10 protein-coding genes are annotated in these 13170 nt (G+C 65.7%); 3 read left to right on the plus strand and 7 right to left on the minus strand.

Annotated features, from left to right (window positions below; all coding sequences use genetic code 11):
- The first annotated feature begins 46 nt into the window (after positions 1-46).
- From QX132_RS15800 to QX132_RS15810, 3 genes are all read left to right on the plus strand, one after another.
- A complete protein-coding gene (locus QX132_RS15800; RefSeq protein WP_315772809.1) occupies positions 47-997 on the plus strand; it encodes a glycosyltransferase in 951 nt (316 codons plus the stop codon).
- A 179-nt stretch (positions 998-1176) separates the two neighbouring features.
- Positions 1177-2346, plus strand: coding sequence for an acyltransferase (locus QX132_RS15805; RefSeq protein ID WP_315739491.1), 1170 nt, complete (start codon positions 1177-1179; stop codon positions 2344-2346).
- A gap of 264 nt (positions 2347-2610) precedes the next feature.
- Positions 2611-3387, plus strand: a complete 777-nt coding sequence (locus tag QX132_RS15810; RefSeq protein WP_315739490.1) for an SDR family NAD(P)-dependent oxidoreductase — start codon at positions 2611-2613, stop codon at positions 3385-3387.
- A gap of 38 nt (positions 3388-3425) precedes the next feature.
- Here the strand turns inward: QX132_RS15810 and asnB are convergent, their stop codons facing one another.
- The 7 genes from asnB to QX132_RS15845 all read right to left on the minus strand — a co-directional run bounded on the left by asnB (position 3426) and on the right by QX132_RS15845 (position 13150).
- Positions 3426-5366 (minus strand): asparagine synthase (glutamine-hydrolyzing), encoded by a 1941-nt coding sequence (gene asnB / locus QX132_RS15815; protein ID WP_316161851.1) that lies wholly within the window; start codon positions 5364-5366, stop codon positions 3426-3428.
- A gap of 49 nt (positions 5367-5415) precedes the next feature.
- On the minus strand, positions 5416-6447 hold the full coding sequence (locus QX132_RS15820) for an NAD(P)-dependent oxidoreductase (RefSeq protein ID WP_316161853.1): 1032 nt from the start codon (positions 6445-6447) through the stop codon (positions 5416-5418).
- A complete protein-coding gene (locus QX132_RS15825; protein ID WP_316161855.1) occupies positions 6444-7502 on the minus strand; it encodes a Gfo/Idh/MocA family oxidoreductase in 1059 nt (352 codons plus the stop codon). Before QX132_RS15825 ends, QX132_RS15820 begins: the two co-directional genes overlap by 4 nt.
- Positions 7502-8842 carry a glycosyltransferase family 4 protein gene (locus QX132_RS15830; protein WP_410052866.1) on the minus strand — a complete coding sequence of 447 codons (1341 nt, stop codon included), beginning with the start codon at positions 8840-8842 and terminating at the stop codon, positions 7502-7504. The genes QX132_RS15825 and QX132_RS15830 overlap by 1 nt, the downstream gene beginning before the upstream one ends.
- A 100-nt stretch (positions 8843-8942) precedes the next feature.
- On the minus strand, positions 8943-10442 hold the full coding sequence (locus QX132_RS15835) for a lipopolysaccharide biosynthesis protein (RefSeq protein ID WP_316161856.1): 1500 nt from the start codon (positions 10440-10442) through the stop codon (positions 8943-8945).
- Between the two features lie 186 nt (positions 10443-10628).
- Complete coding sequence (locus tag QX132_RS15840; RefSeq protein ID WP_316161857.1) at positions 10629-11786, minus strand: glycosyltransferase; 1158 nt, start codon at positions 11784-11786, stop codon at positions 10629-10631.
- A complete protein-coding gene (locus QX132_RS15845) occupies positions 11783-13150 on the minus strand; it encodes a DUF4910 domain-containing protein (protein WP_316161858.1) in 1368 nt (455 codons plus the stop codon). The genes QX132_RS15840 and QX132_RS15845 overlap by 4 nt, the downstream gene beginning before the upstream one ends.
- Positions 13151-13170 lie beyond the last annotated feature (20 nt).

The following is a 13170-nucleotide window of genomic DNA, read 5'->3' on the forward strand; positions in this document are numbered from 1 at the left end:
GGCAGGTTTGCATCGGTCCTTCCGTCTTCCGCAAGGGATTTGATACGTGACGCCATCGCGCCGCTACCTGCTCGTCTCGCCCTGCCGGGATGAGGGCCAGTACCTCCGCCGGACTCTCGACAGCGTCGCTGCGCAATCGGTGCCGCCGGCGCTATGGATCGTGGTGGACGACGGATCGACCGACGACACCCCCGCCATTCTCGAGGAGTACGCCCAGCGCCTGCCCTATCTGCGCGTGATCCGCCGCGCCGATCGCGGCGGACGCAAGGTCGGTCCTGGCGTGATCGAGGCGTTCTATTCCGGCCTGGATAGCGTGCGGCTGGAGGATTTCGACTATCTCTGCAAGCTCGACATGGACCTCGATCTGCCCGGGCGCTACTTCGAGCTGCTGATGGAACGAATGGAGAGCGATCCGCGGGTCGGGACCACCTCAGGCAAGCCGTGGTTCGTCCACCCGCAGACCGGCGCCCTGGAGCCTGAGGTCTGCGGCGACGAGATGTCGGTCGGGATGACCAAGTTCTACCGCGTCGCCTGCTTCCAAGAGATCGGCGGCTTCGTGCGCCAGGTCATGTGGGACGGTATCGACTGCCACCGCTGCCGCATGCTCGGCTGGATCGCCGAGAGCATCGACACCGAAGCACTGCGCTTCATCCATCTGCGGCCGCAGGGCGCCAGTCACAAGGGCATTTGGACTGGACGCCTGCGGAAGGGCTTCGGCCAGTACTTCATGGGAACGTCGCCGCTGTACCAGTTCGCGGTGGCGGTCTATCACCTGCCGGCCTATCCGGCCTTGATCGGCAGCACAGCGATGCTGTGGGGCTATTTCCGGAGCTGGCTGGCGGGCCTGCCGCGCTACGACGATCTCGAGTTCCGGCGCTTCCTCCGCGCCTATCAGCACGCCTGCCTGCGCCTGGGCAAGCGCGCCGCGACGGCCCGGATCGATGCGGAGCGGGCTCAGCTCTGGCGGGCCAGCCACGCCGCAGCCGATACGCGATGACGCTCGGCGGACAGATCGCCGCGGTACTGACGCGAGAATTGCGAAGCTAGGTGTTTCTCCGACTCCATTTGGACAGCATGGCCAACATTCTCGAGTTCAGCCGCCTTCGTGATGCTTCCGCCGTGCCGCCGATGACGTCTGTCGACGGCGGTGGGACCGCGCCGATAGCGTCACACGGGATGAACGCTCATGGCAGCGCATCCCTGCTCATTCCATCACTCGACGGCATCCGCGCGCTGTCGGTGCTGATCGTGGTCCTGGGCCATTCCGGACTTCAGGCCATGGTACCCGGCGGCTTCGGCGTGACCATCTTCTTCTTCCTGAGCGGCTTCCTGATCTCCACGCTCATGCTCGCCGAGCATGAGCGCACCGGCGCGCTCGACGTTCCCAGCTTCTATGCGCGGCGCGTGTTCCGGCTGATGCCGCCTTTGCTGCTGTCCTTGGCGATCGCCTACGGTCTCACCGCCGCCGGCCTGCTGGACGGCGGAATGACCGCCAAGGGGCTGGCGGCCCAGGTCCTGTATTTCGCCAACTACTACGGCCTGTTCTTCGATCCAGGCAATACGGTTCCTGACGGCACCGGCATTCTGTGGTCCCTGGCGGTCGAAGAGCACTTCTACATCGTCTATCCCTTGCTGATGACCCTGCTGCTCGGATCGGTGCTGCGGCCGCGCACCATCGGCGCGCTGCTCGGGCTCGTCTGCCTCGGCGTCCTCGCCTGGCGCATCCATCTGGTGCATGCCCCGGAATTCTTCTCCGACCGCACCTATTACGCCTCGGACACCCGCATCGACTCGATCGCCTATGGCTGCATCCTGGCGCTGGTCATGACCCCGGTGCGGCAGCGCTCTTCCTCAGGACGGATGTCGGTGGCTCAATGGGCACTGCTCGCCGGCGCCGCGGCGGCGCTGCTGGTCTCCCTGATCTACCGTGATCCGGTGTTCCGGGAGACCGCCCGCTACAGCCTTCAGGGACTGGCGCTGATGCCGCTGTTCTACTTCGCGGTCCGCTTCGCCGACGCGCCGCTGTTTCGTCATCTCAATCACGCCTGGGTGATGACGCTCGGCACCTATTCCTACGCGATCTATCTGATCCACAACGTCGTGATCCGAACGATCGACAAGAACTTGCCCGCCATCGCCGCCAAACCCTACATCCTGTTTCCGCTCGCGCTCCTGATCTCGGTCCTCTACGCGGCGGCCATCGAGCGCTTCATCGAGCCGTATTTCAGGCAGCTCCGGCACAAGTTCAGGCCGGTGCCTGCCGTAGGCCGAGCGCAGGATACGTCTGGCGCAGACTGGCCGCTTGGCGACCGTCTCGTCGAGAGTCCGACGACACGCGCATCCTGAGCGCTCGGCCCTCGTCAACGCTCACCGGCTGCTGCAGCCGGCACCAAAAGCGCGTGCACGGCACCCTTATGAACCGATCGGTGCACCCACCCGAACAAATGCGGCAAATTGTGCAATTCAATTTATTTAATCGCACATTTAATACTCGACCCGAGCCAACGAATACTTTCGGGGGACGGGTGGATGCGGATCGCGAGCGCAGTTGCACGACGAATTCGACGAAATACGCTCGGTCCCCTGCCGGACGATCCGGCGCTGAGACCGTTGAGGTCACCGCTCCAGATCGATCTGTCGGGCAAGGTCGCGCTGGTCACGGGAGCAGCCGGAGAACTCGGCCGTCCGATCGCCCGGACGCTGGCAGCCTGTGGTGCCAAGGTCGCCATCCACTATCTGACGGCACGCGCTGCTGCCGAACGACTCTGCGATGAGCTGAACGAGCTTCAGCCGCAGCACGCGTGTACGATGTCGGGTGACGTTGCCGTGCTTGAAGATGTCCAGGCGATGCGCCGCATCGCCGAGAGCACGCTCGGCCCCGTCGACATCGTCGTGAACAATGCAGTGACATGGTTCGACGAACGTCCCGTCGTCGAGCAGACACCCGACCAGTTCGACAAGGTGTTTCGCTCCTCGGTCCTGCAGGCCTGGGCCACCGCGCGGGTGTTTTCCGGCCCCATGATCGAGCGAAAATGGGGACGCCTGATCTCTCTCGGCACGGAGATGACGAGCCTGGCTCTGCCCAACCGAGCGCCCTACACGGCAGCCAAATGCGCCACGGACGGCATGCTGCGGTCCCTGGCTCGGGAGCTCGGACCGCATGGCATCACGGTCAATCAGGTCGCCCCGGGCTGGGTCATCTCCGACAAGGACCGTCGTGACCGTGACGAGGTGCAGCCGCTCTACGAGCGGTCCGTGCCGCTCGGACGGCGCGGCTACGATCAGGACGTCGCCAACATGATCGCGTTTCTGGCTTCGGACCTCGCAGGCTTCGTGACCGGCGTTCGCGTGCCGGTGTGCGGCGGAAGCGTCATGCCGGAGGCCTGAGCACGCGCATCTGGCGCCGGCTCTTCTGATGTCGGACGTCAGCGGAAGACGCGGTGACGGTGGCACCAGCGCACGAACACATAGATCGACCATACGCGCGACCAATAGATCCCCGGCGCGCCATCGAGGAAGGCGCGCCAGAGGCGCTCCACGGCCGTGGGGTCCAGCCCCACCGGCGCAACGGCCTGCGGATCCCGCAGGGTCCGGTCCATTGCATCCTGCAGGCCGCGCCGGATCCAGCGATCGAGCGGCAGCACGAACCCGCTCTTCGGCCGGTCGAACAGCGACGGATCGAGGCCACGCAGGCCGATCCGCCTGAGCATCGCCTTGCTTCGCAGCGGCTGATAGCGCGTCGCATCGGGCAGCCGGTCGACGCTTTCGAACAGCACCTGATCGACCAGCGGCACCCGCTGCTCCAGCGAGGCCGCCATGCTCGCCACGTCATTGTCGCGCAGCAGGCGCTCGCCCAGAAACAGGCGCTGCTCCATGACGCTGATCGCCGACAGCGGGGTGCGTGCGCGGGTCTCCGCGGTGATCTTCGCTCTCATCGCGGCCGGAAGCCCATCGCTCAGCGTATCGACGAGGTCCGGCGCGAGCAGCTCGCGCTGAAAGCCGGGCAGGAACAGCGCATAGGCCATCTGGTAGAGCGCCAGAAGATCATCGCCGCGTCGAACCATCTCCGGGAGCTTGGCCCAGCGCGTCTGCGGCGCGACCGTCCCGCCCGAGGGTGACAGCATATTGGCAGCCAGCTTCGCCGCAGCAACCTTCAGGCCGGCCGGCACCCAGGCCGTGCGCTCCGACCATCGCTGCAGGACCGGCAGGTCGCGAAACGACGTGTAGCCGCCGAACAGCTCGTCACCGCCGGTCCCCGACAGCGCCACCGTGAAGCCTGCGCCGCGGATGGCATGCGACATGTAGTAGGAGTTCAGGCCGTCGAAGGTCGGCTGGTCCAGGCTGTCGAGCGCCGCTTCGAGGTTGTCGACGAAGTGCTGCTCGGTCAGCACCACCTCGTGATGCTCGGTCCCGATCGCGGCGGCGATCTGCCGCGCGATCGGCCCCTCGTTCAGCTCCTGCTCCTCGAACGCCAGCGTGAAGGTGTGGATCCGGCTCTTGGCCGCACGCTGCGCCAGATTGGCCATGACCGAGGAATCGACGCCGCCCGAGAGAAACACCGCAAGCGGCACGTCGCTGGCGAGATGCAGCCTCAGCCCCTCCTCCACGATCGCGGCAAGCTGATCCTCATCCATCGTCGGGTCCGGGGCGCGCTCGGGGATCGACCAGAAATCCTCGTCGCGGATGGTGTTGCCGACACCGTCGAACGCGGTGAGATGGCCGGGAGACAGCAGCTCGACCCCCTTGACCGCCGTGCCGGGGCCGACCACGAAGCCGTTCCAGACGCCGCTGGCGACGGCCTGCGGATCGAGCTGGGGCCTGCCCAGAAGACCGGACGCCAGGAGAGCGCGCAGCTCGGATGCGAAGGCCACCGACCAGCCCGCATCGGGCTTCGACGCGCGGGCGACATACAGCGGCTTGATGCCGAGGGGATCGCGCGCCAGCAGCAGCCGGCGCTCCTTCGGGTCCCAGCAGGCGAACGCAAACATGCCGCGCAACCAGGCCACCGCCTTTGGCCCATGCAGGCCGAGCGCGCGCAGCATCACCGCGGTATCGCCCGTCGAGCTGAACTGCTGGCCGTCGTTGACCAGACGCTGCCGCAGATCGGCAAAATTATAGATCTCGCCGTTGAAGACGATGACGTGCCCGGTGACCGGATCGATCATGGGCTGCACACCGGCGGGCGACAGATCGAGGATCGCGAGCCGGCGGTGCGCCAGCAGCGCGCCCCAGCCACGCTCGTCCGCGGCCGAGGCCCAAATTCCCCCGGCATCCGGACCGCGATGGAGCATGGCGTCGTTCATCCGCTGCAGCGCTGCGCGGTTGTCGTCGTCCACCCGTCCGATGATCCCAGCGATGCCACACATCAGAACAATCCGCTTGAGACGCGCGACGTCAAAATGGCGGACGCGGCCCTCAAATGGAAGCAGCCGTTCCAGACGACCAGGACGCCGGCGCTGCCGCCGAAGCCGGCAACGGACCGTAGGTCCGCGCCAGACACTGTTCGTAGTCGAGCGGCGGCGTCCAGCCGAGCGTGTCCCTCAGCTTGCGATTGTCGAAGCGCAGCGGCTTGAGCATCGCGTCGAATTTCTTGGGCGTCAGGATCGCCGGCACTTTGGTCGCCCGCCTGAACACGGTCGCAAACGCCAGCCGTATGATGCTGCTGGCGAGCCAATGCGGGATGGGCAACCGGAGGCCGCGCTCGCCGGTGCCGCGCATGTAGTCCGACAGATAAGTCCAGACCCGCTCGCCGGGACCGTCGACGACGTTCAGCGTCTGGCCGATCGCCCGCGAATCCGTGGCCGCCAGCGCGAAGACATCGGCGCAGTTCTCGACATGGGTCATGGGGATGCGGGTCAGCGGCCCGATCACGACGTGGTGGCGCCCGATCTGCTGGCCGAGCGCCGCAAGATAGCCGTGACCGCGTCCCCAGATGAAGCCGGGACGTAGGACGGTGAGGTCCCAGCCGTGCTTCTCGACGTAACGGCGTGTCACCCGCTCCTGCCACCATTTGGCGACGGTGTAGCCGCCGCGGGTGTAGACATCAGGTGTCTGCTGGAGCGGTGCGCTTTCGTCGAGGATATCGCGCGTCGCCGTGTAGTCGTAGACCGAGAAGCTGCTGCACAGCACGAGCCGGCGGCAGGCGCTCCCCGCCATCGCCTCGAGCAGCCGCTCGGTGCCGCCTACCGTGCCGGCGAATTGCGCGTCCTCGCCGCCGGCGACCACGGCCGCCAGATGGATCAGCACATCCACATTCTCGAACGCGCGAACAAGGTCGCGCGAGGTGCGCAGGTCGGCCCTGACGATGTCGATCGACGACGGCCAGCCAAGCGCGTCAACGCGGGTCGCCGGACGCACCATGGCGCGAACCTCAATGCCGCGGGCCAGCAGCGCATCGACGACATGCCGGCCGAGAAACCCGTTGGCGCCAGTGACCAGGGCTTTCATATCGCCAGCTTCCTCATGTCCGCCTGCTCCGCCGGCTTCATCGCTTCGACCATCCGATTGACGGCCAGGACGTCCTCCATCGTGATCGGCAAGGCCGTTCCCGAGCCTAGCGCCTGATAGGTGCGTGCCAGGCACTCCCACAGCCCCTCATAGGCGCCTGGGCCCTTGAACTTGCGCAGCAGGGTCGACAGCGCCGCGCGGCGGATGTCGCGGCCCTCGTCCAGTCCGCTGAAGAATGGGCGCAGCGGCTTCGGCACGTTGCGGGGGCCGTCGAACGTCAGCCGCGTCTCGAACAGATTGGCGGTCGCCTGCATCCGCTCGCCATAGACCCGCAGCCAGAACGCGTCGGGCTGAGCGCTCGCGCTGAAGCCGAGCGTCGCCGTGCCACGCTCGGCCTCGACGACGCTGCGAAACTCGTCGAACGGCAGCGGCGACGGCTTGCGCTTGCTCCAGACGGTATGCGCGTTGCGATGCGGGCCGACGAATGCATGTGACAGCGAGGCGAGATGCGGCAGGAAGTCGGCGATCGCACCGCCCGCAAGGCTGAGCGCCGGATGCGGCGAGTTCGGATCGGCAAAACCGTCGGGACCGAGGATGTCGAGGCAGATCTGCACGTCGACATGGGTGACGGCGCCGAACTCGCCGGTCTCGATGCGACGGAGTATCTCCTGCGGTGCCCGGTTGAAGACGTAGTTGTAGTCCTCGACGACATGGCGGCCGGTCTGCTTGGCGCGCAACGTCAGGGTCTGCAGCTCGTCGAAGGTCGAGGTCGCGGGCTTCTCCACGATCACATGCGCGCCGGCCTCGAGCGCATCCATCGCCAGCCGGAAATGCGAGGTCGGCGGCGTCGTCACATGCACCACATCGGGCCGGACGGTCTGCAGCATCGCACGATGATCGGTGAACCAGGACGGGATGGCGTAACGCTCGGCTGCGGCCTCCGCCGTCGCCGGCGACAGATCACAGATGCCGGCCAGTTGAACGCCCGGCAAACTGTTGAGACAGGCCAGATGCTGGCGGGCGATCTGCCCTGCCCCGATGAGCGCGGCCTTCATCACGATCTTGTCTCCAGGATCTCGCAGTAGAAATCTTCAAGCGCCTGAGCCGCCGAGCTCCAGGCATACTTCTCGACCGCCACCTGCCGCGCCGCGCCGCCGATCCGCGCCGCGAGATCGGGCTCGGCCAGCAACCGATCGACCGCGCCCGCAAAGGCGTCGGGCTCGTCTGCGATGAGGATGTCGCGCCCGGGCATGGCCTCGATGCCCTCGGCTCCCAGGCTGGTCGAGACGATCGCCTTGCCCATCGCCATGGCCTCGACGATCTTCAGCCGCGTGCCGCCACCGAGCCGCAGCGGGACGATCACGGCCGCTGCCGCGGCGAGGTGCGGCCGCAGGTCCGGTACGAAGCCGGTCAGTTCGATCCGCGGCCCGGCCAGCGCCGTCAATGCCGGCGGCGGCCGGCCGCCGATGATCTTGCAGCGCGCATCGGGATGCCGCGCGGCGATACGAGGCCAGATGTCCCGCACGAAATGCGTGACCGCATCGATGTTCGGCACCGTCGACAGCAGTCCGAAATAGACCAGCGTCCGGCCGTCGGGCGCGGGGTCGGTGCTGCGCGGCTGATAGAAGTCGATATCGGCGGCGTTGGGAATGACCGCCGTGCGGGCGTTCGGAATGTCGTCATGCAGACGCTTCTCGTCGTCCGCGCTGCAGAGATAAACGCCATCGGCTTCGCGATAGGCCGCGATCTCCTCGCGGCGCAGCTTGCGCCAGTTCGCACCGGCGTAGAGCCGGCGGCCCAGACTCGCGCCCGTGGCGGCGAACTGCCGCGCCAGATCATAGGCGATCTCATGCGAGTCCACGATCAGCCGCGGCCGCGGCGCGCCGGCCGGCGCCTGACGGAACATGCAGTGGCCGAGATAGGGAAATTCGAGATTGACGATGTCGAACGGTGTCGTCCGCAGCACCCGATCCAGCGCCCGCTGCAGCTCCGGCAGGGCCACGCGCAGCCGATCGAAACTGCGCAACGAGACCAGCGAGCGCAGCTGCAGCAGCCGCTTCGCCAGACCGTCACGGCCGTAGGGGTTCGGCACCAGCACCACGTCGCGGCAATAGGCCTGCATGGCCCGCCGACACTCGTCGATGTCGAAGGCGTCATCGACCAGCATCACCGCCGTGAGGTCGTGGCGGCGCGCGAGCTGGGTCATCAGCCCGTGCATGCGCGCCTGTGCCCCGAACCGCGGTGGGCTCGCCGGCATGTGCGAGACGCTGAGGATGCTGAGCCGCCGTCGGTCGGCGAAACCGGCTGTGGACCATTCGGGTTCGCGCTGCGCCGACGGCGCAGGAGCCGCCTCCATCACATCCAAGTCCGGGTGGTTGTCGCTGGCCATGACCATTTAAAGCATTTAAATCACGGGATGTTCTATATGGGGTATTCAATGATTGCGATAGTTAATCGCGACGTGCGGTGCTGTCCGAGGCTCCTTTCGCTCCCACTCAGCGCTTGCCGGCGAAATCCCGGACGATCGTACCTGCGATCCTGAGCGGCTCGCGGACCCGGAACACGCCGACGACGATCGCGAGATAGAGACAGCCGCAGAAGCAGCCGGACAGGATCATGCGCACGAGCACGGGATAGGCCCCGAGAAGCATCGCTTGCAGCCACCAGCCGGCAGCTGCGGTCGCGACGGCGCCGATGGTCTGCGGTCCGACGGCCCGGATCACGACCTCCGCACCGATGCCGATCGGACGTCCAGCATACATGACCGACGGCACAGCGATCAGCGAGTATCCGACCACGACGCCCCAGGCCACGCCGACCGGCCCAAAGGGCAGCCCCACCAGTACCGCAACGACCTGCGCGACGAGCGAGATGATGCCCCAGGTCTGCCACCGGTCCGCCCGTCCGAGCGACAGATGCAGCCAGCCCTGCGAGCCCTCGACGACGTGCGAAATGCCGCGCAGCGCGATGATGCTGAGCAGCGCTCCCGCAGCCTGCCATTTCTGCCCGAGCAGGACGACGGTCAGGTCCTCCGCCGTGACGGAGAGGATCGCCGCCGCCGGCATCAGGAAGAACGCCAGGATCGACAGCGCCGCCTCGTACTTCTGCCGCAGCGCAGCCGGATTCGACTGCAGCTTGCTGAGCGCCGAGCTTCCCACCGCATGCGTCTGATTGAGCGCCGCATAGATCGAGTTGTCGTACAGGTTCATCGCATTCTGGTAGTACCCGACCTGATCGGGCCGGTAGAGCAGACCGAGCGCGATCCGGTCCACCGCCCGTGACAACGTATAGGCCACGGTGAATCCGACCACGTGGAGGCCAAAACGCACCATCGATCGCACCTCGGCGTCGAACACCGGCGCGCTGGGCCGCCAACGGCAGGCCGACCACGCGGCGACCACGACGCAGATCGATGTCACGACGGGGCGAATGACCAGCGCCCAATAGCCGTAGCCCTCGAACGCCATGGCGACGGCGGCAACCGTCCCCGCCAGCGTGCCGAACAGCTGGATCCGACCGATGCGGCCAAATTGCAACGTGCGCCGGAGCAGCGCCATGTGCTGATTGGTCAGCCCGGACAGCACGAAGGTGATCGCGACGCAGAGCGCAATCGGCTCCAGTCGCGGATCACCGTAGACCCAGGCAATCAGCGGACTGGATGCAGCGACGACGATCGCCACCGCCGCGCCGATGCCGGTGCTGACCCAGAACAGGCCGCTGACCTGGGCCGGTGTGATCCTGCTGCGCTGGGCGGTGGCGTCGAGCAGGCCGAAGTCGATCAGGAGCGGCGCGAAGCTCGTCAGCACGGTGATGATGGCGACGAGCCCGAAATCCTCCGGCGCGAGCAGCCGGGCCAGGACGATGGCCGCTCCGATCTGGAGCACGGCATTGCCGTATTGGATGACGATGGAAATCAGACCTCCGCGCAACGCGCGGCGTCCGAGATCGTTCGACTCCCGATGTTCCTCGAAATAGGCGGCGACGGCTTCCGACATCTCCGTTCAATCGCTTTCAAACATTGCAACCAACTTTCCTATTCCCAGTCACGGCCAAACAGATCCGTACAGGGCAATGAAACATCCAATCGTCGAAATGCAGCCGGTATAAAATCGTCTGCAGCCGAAACATGGGCCGCCGGGGCGCGATGACGCCACTTTGTGGCGGAGAGAAGGATTGAAACATCACTGCGCCAACAATGCCGGCTCGCGATCTAATTCATGCTCGCGCGCCACCCCCGGACCGGCCGCCATCTCGGCCAGCCTCTTCAGCCGATCCTTGCGTGCAGCGACGCCCGGCATCGGTTGCAGACCCGTGGCCTCCAGGATCGTCTCCCACCGATATACCCAGTCGTGCCGCATCAAGGTCTGGGCCATGCCGCTTCGCCGCATCCGGTCCTGCCGGACCGGGTCACCGTCCAGCTCCCTGATGACGCGGTCGATGTCGGGCGACGTGTGCGGCACGTCGACCATCGCCTCGGGCCAGTCGAACAACCGCGGAAAGAGTTCGTTGTCGGGACGCTCACCGAGCATGATGGCTCCCGATGCCGCGCCCTCGAAATACCGGTAGCCGAACTCGACCTGCCGCCCGGTCTCCTGCGGCTCGTCGAACTTGCCGGGATTGACCAGAAAATACCTGCTCCTCTTGGCGAGGTTTGCCATCTGGGCCCGGTGCTCCCGGAGGTCGATGGCCTGGCTGCCGCCGATCGTGTCGTGGAGATAGAACAGGCCGCTGTCCCGCGCCATCGCGAGCAGCGTTTGGTGCGTGACACGGGAGCGGCGCCCCATGCTGAAGACGTCGATGACCCTTTCGGGGGGATCGGGATAGGGACAAAAGCGGATCGCGTCGATGGCGAGCGGAAGATGCACGCAAGCCTGGCCGATCTCCTCGCTGAGCGGCTGCACCGTACTGATCTGGAACGGCATCACGACGTCGAACTTGGCGAGGATCTTCAGGAAATGCCGATGCTTGGCGATCTCCTTCACCCAGAGCTCGTCCAGCAGGCACACCGAGGTCCTGCACGTCCCTCTCAGATCCTCGATCGCATCGAACATGATCAGATCCTGCGGGAATCCACAGATCGCGAACAGAACGTCGTATTGCTGCCGCGGCTGGATCCGCGCGATCCCAGGATTCAACAGCACCGGAGCGTGGTAGCCCAGACGGGTGGCGAAGCTCGCCCGTCTGCGCGACGGATCGAGCTCGGGCGCGAACAGCTCGGCGGAATCGACCTCGCAGATGATGTCCTCGAACTCGACGTGGGGGCCGCGATTGAGCGCCTTACCGAAGATGTTTCGGAGTGAAAAGACGGCGATGCGGGGCTTGCCCGGTTGCGAACTCATGACGCCTCACTCTGGTCTTGTCGGCTCACATGCTCCGGTGCTGACGGAGAAGGCGATGACGTTACGATAACGAGGCCGGCGTCCAGCGCGATCCGTGCGGCGGCCTCGATTCGCGCGAACGGAACGTCGGCCCGGATCGCCATGTCGAGCAGGCTGTGCCTGCCATCCGCCAGATTGAGGACCCAGAGGAGGTCCATCTGCGTCGCGCCACCTGCCTCGCGCTGACCGGCAATCGCGCGATACAGACCACGCCGTCCCAGTTGCGGCTCCCCTCGCCCATCGACGCGCTCGTAGATGCAGTCACGATCGAGCAGATCCAGCACCTCCTCGATGACGGCGTAGGATTGGTCGAGACAGTCCGGCTTGACGAAATTCAGATTGTCGGCCGAGGTGTGATATTCGGGGAATGTGCCGTGCACGCCGCGCATCAGGCACCCGACCGGGAGATCGAATCCCGGTGAGCAGAACTGCCGCTCGTCATATCCATAGGGACTGAATGGCAGAATCTCGTGAGGATGCCCTGATTGCTTCAGGACATGCGCGACGACGCGATCGATGGTCGCGCCCCGCCGGCTTTGCTTGTAGTGAAATCCACTGGGGTCGCCGAGACAGGTGAGGACGAGGCCGTGTTCGACACGGTCGAGATCCCGCTCGTTGCGATCGAGCCATGCAAGCGCGCCGATCGTTGCCGGCAGGAATAGAAATCGGTACCCGAGCCGGCGGGGCCGTTGCGCTTGCCGCATCGCCAGCGCCGTCATAACGGCAATCCCTGAGAGATTGTCGTTGGCGAGGCTCGGATGGCAGACGTGGCAGGTGATCAGGACTTCCTTGTCCGTCTGTCCGGGGACGAAGAATTCGCCGTAGGTCAACGATCCCTGCGAGAGCTCGCTATCGATCTCGACGTGGTAGCTGTCGTCCGTCATCTCCCGCCAGAGACGATCCGGCAGGCAAAACCCCCAATCGTCGGCATAATAGCCGGTCCGGTACGGAATCAGATCAGGCTGCTCCGGCAAGGTATGAACGTGCTTCGCAAGCTCAGCGCGGCTGAGCACCGCCTGGACCGGCTTGCTGTAGCCCATCACATGCAGATTATTGTCGGCGAAGTCGACGAGAGGGCGGCCCGCCAGGGTCGAGATCGTCGCGCGACGAATGTTCCACTCCGCCGGCACATGCCAGTCGAGGACGGGCGTTCCGGACGGCACTTCGTGAATCACGAGGTCGACATAGCGTGAGACGATCTCGAGCGTCTGACGGACCCCAGCTCCCGTGAGGCTACGGTTGATTGGAAACAGCTCCGTAATCAGATCATGGAGATCGATCGCCGGCGCCCGCGGCCCAATCGATGATGTGAGGATGTCCAGCATGACCTGCGAACCTTGCATCA

The sequence above is a fragment of the Bradyrhizobium sp. SZCCHNRI20481 genome, assembly GCF_032485055.1.
Lineage (GTDB): Bacteria > Pseudomonadota > Alphaproteobacteria > Rhizobiales > Xanthobacteraceae > Bradyrhizobium.

What these genes read in the sequence shown, in the direction of transcription:
- QX132_RS15805 (WP_315739491.1), top strand. Translation starts at nt 1,177, where the DNA reads ATGAACGCTCATGGCAGCGCATCCCTGCTCATTCCATCACTCGACGGC.
- asnB (WP_316161851.1), bottom strand. Translation starts at nt 5,366, where the DNA reads ATGTGTGGCATCGCTGGGATCATCGGACGGGTGGACGACGACAACCGC.
- QX132_RS15820 (WP_316161853.1), bottom strand. Translation starts at nt 6,447, where the DNA reads ATGAAAGCCCTGGTCACTGGCGCCAACGGGTTTCTCGGCCGGCATGTC.
- QX132_RS15825 (WP_316161855.1), bottom strand. Translation starts at nt 7,502, where the DNA reads ATGAAGGCCGCGCTCATCGGGGCAGGGCAGATCGCCCGCCAGCATCTG.
- QX132_RS15830 (WP_410052866.1), bottom strand. Translation starts at nt 8,842, where the DNA reads ATGGTCATGGCCAGCGACAACCACCCGGACTTGGATGTGATGGAGGCG.
- QX132_RS15835 (WP_316161856.1), bottom strand. Translation starts at nt 10,442, where the DNA reads ATGTCGGAAGCCGTCGCCGCCTATTTCGAGGAACATCGGGAGTCGAAC.
- QX132_RS15840 (WP_316161857.1), bottom strand. Translation starts at nt 11,786, where the DNA reads ATGAGTTCGCAACCGGGCAAGCCCCGCATCGCCGTCTTTTCACTCCGA.
- QX132_RS15845 (WP_316161858.1), bottom strand. Translation starts at nt 13,150, where the DNA reads ATGCTGGACATCCTCACATCATCGATTGGGCCGCGGGCGCCGGCGATC.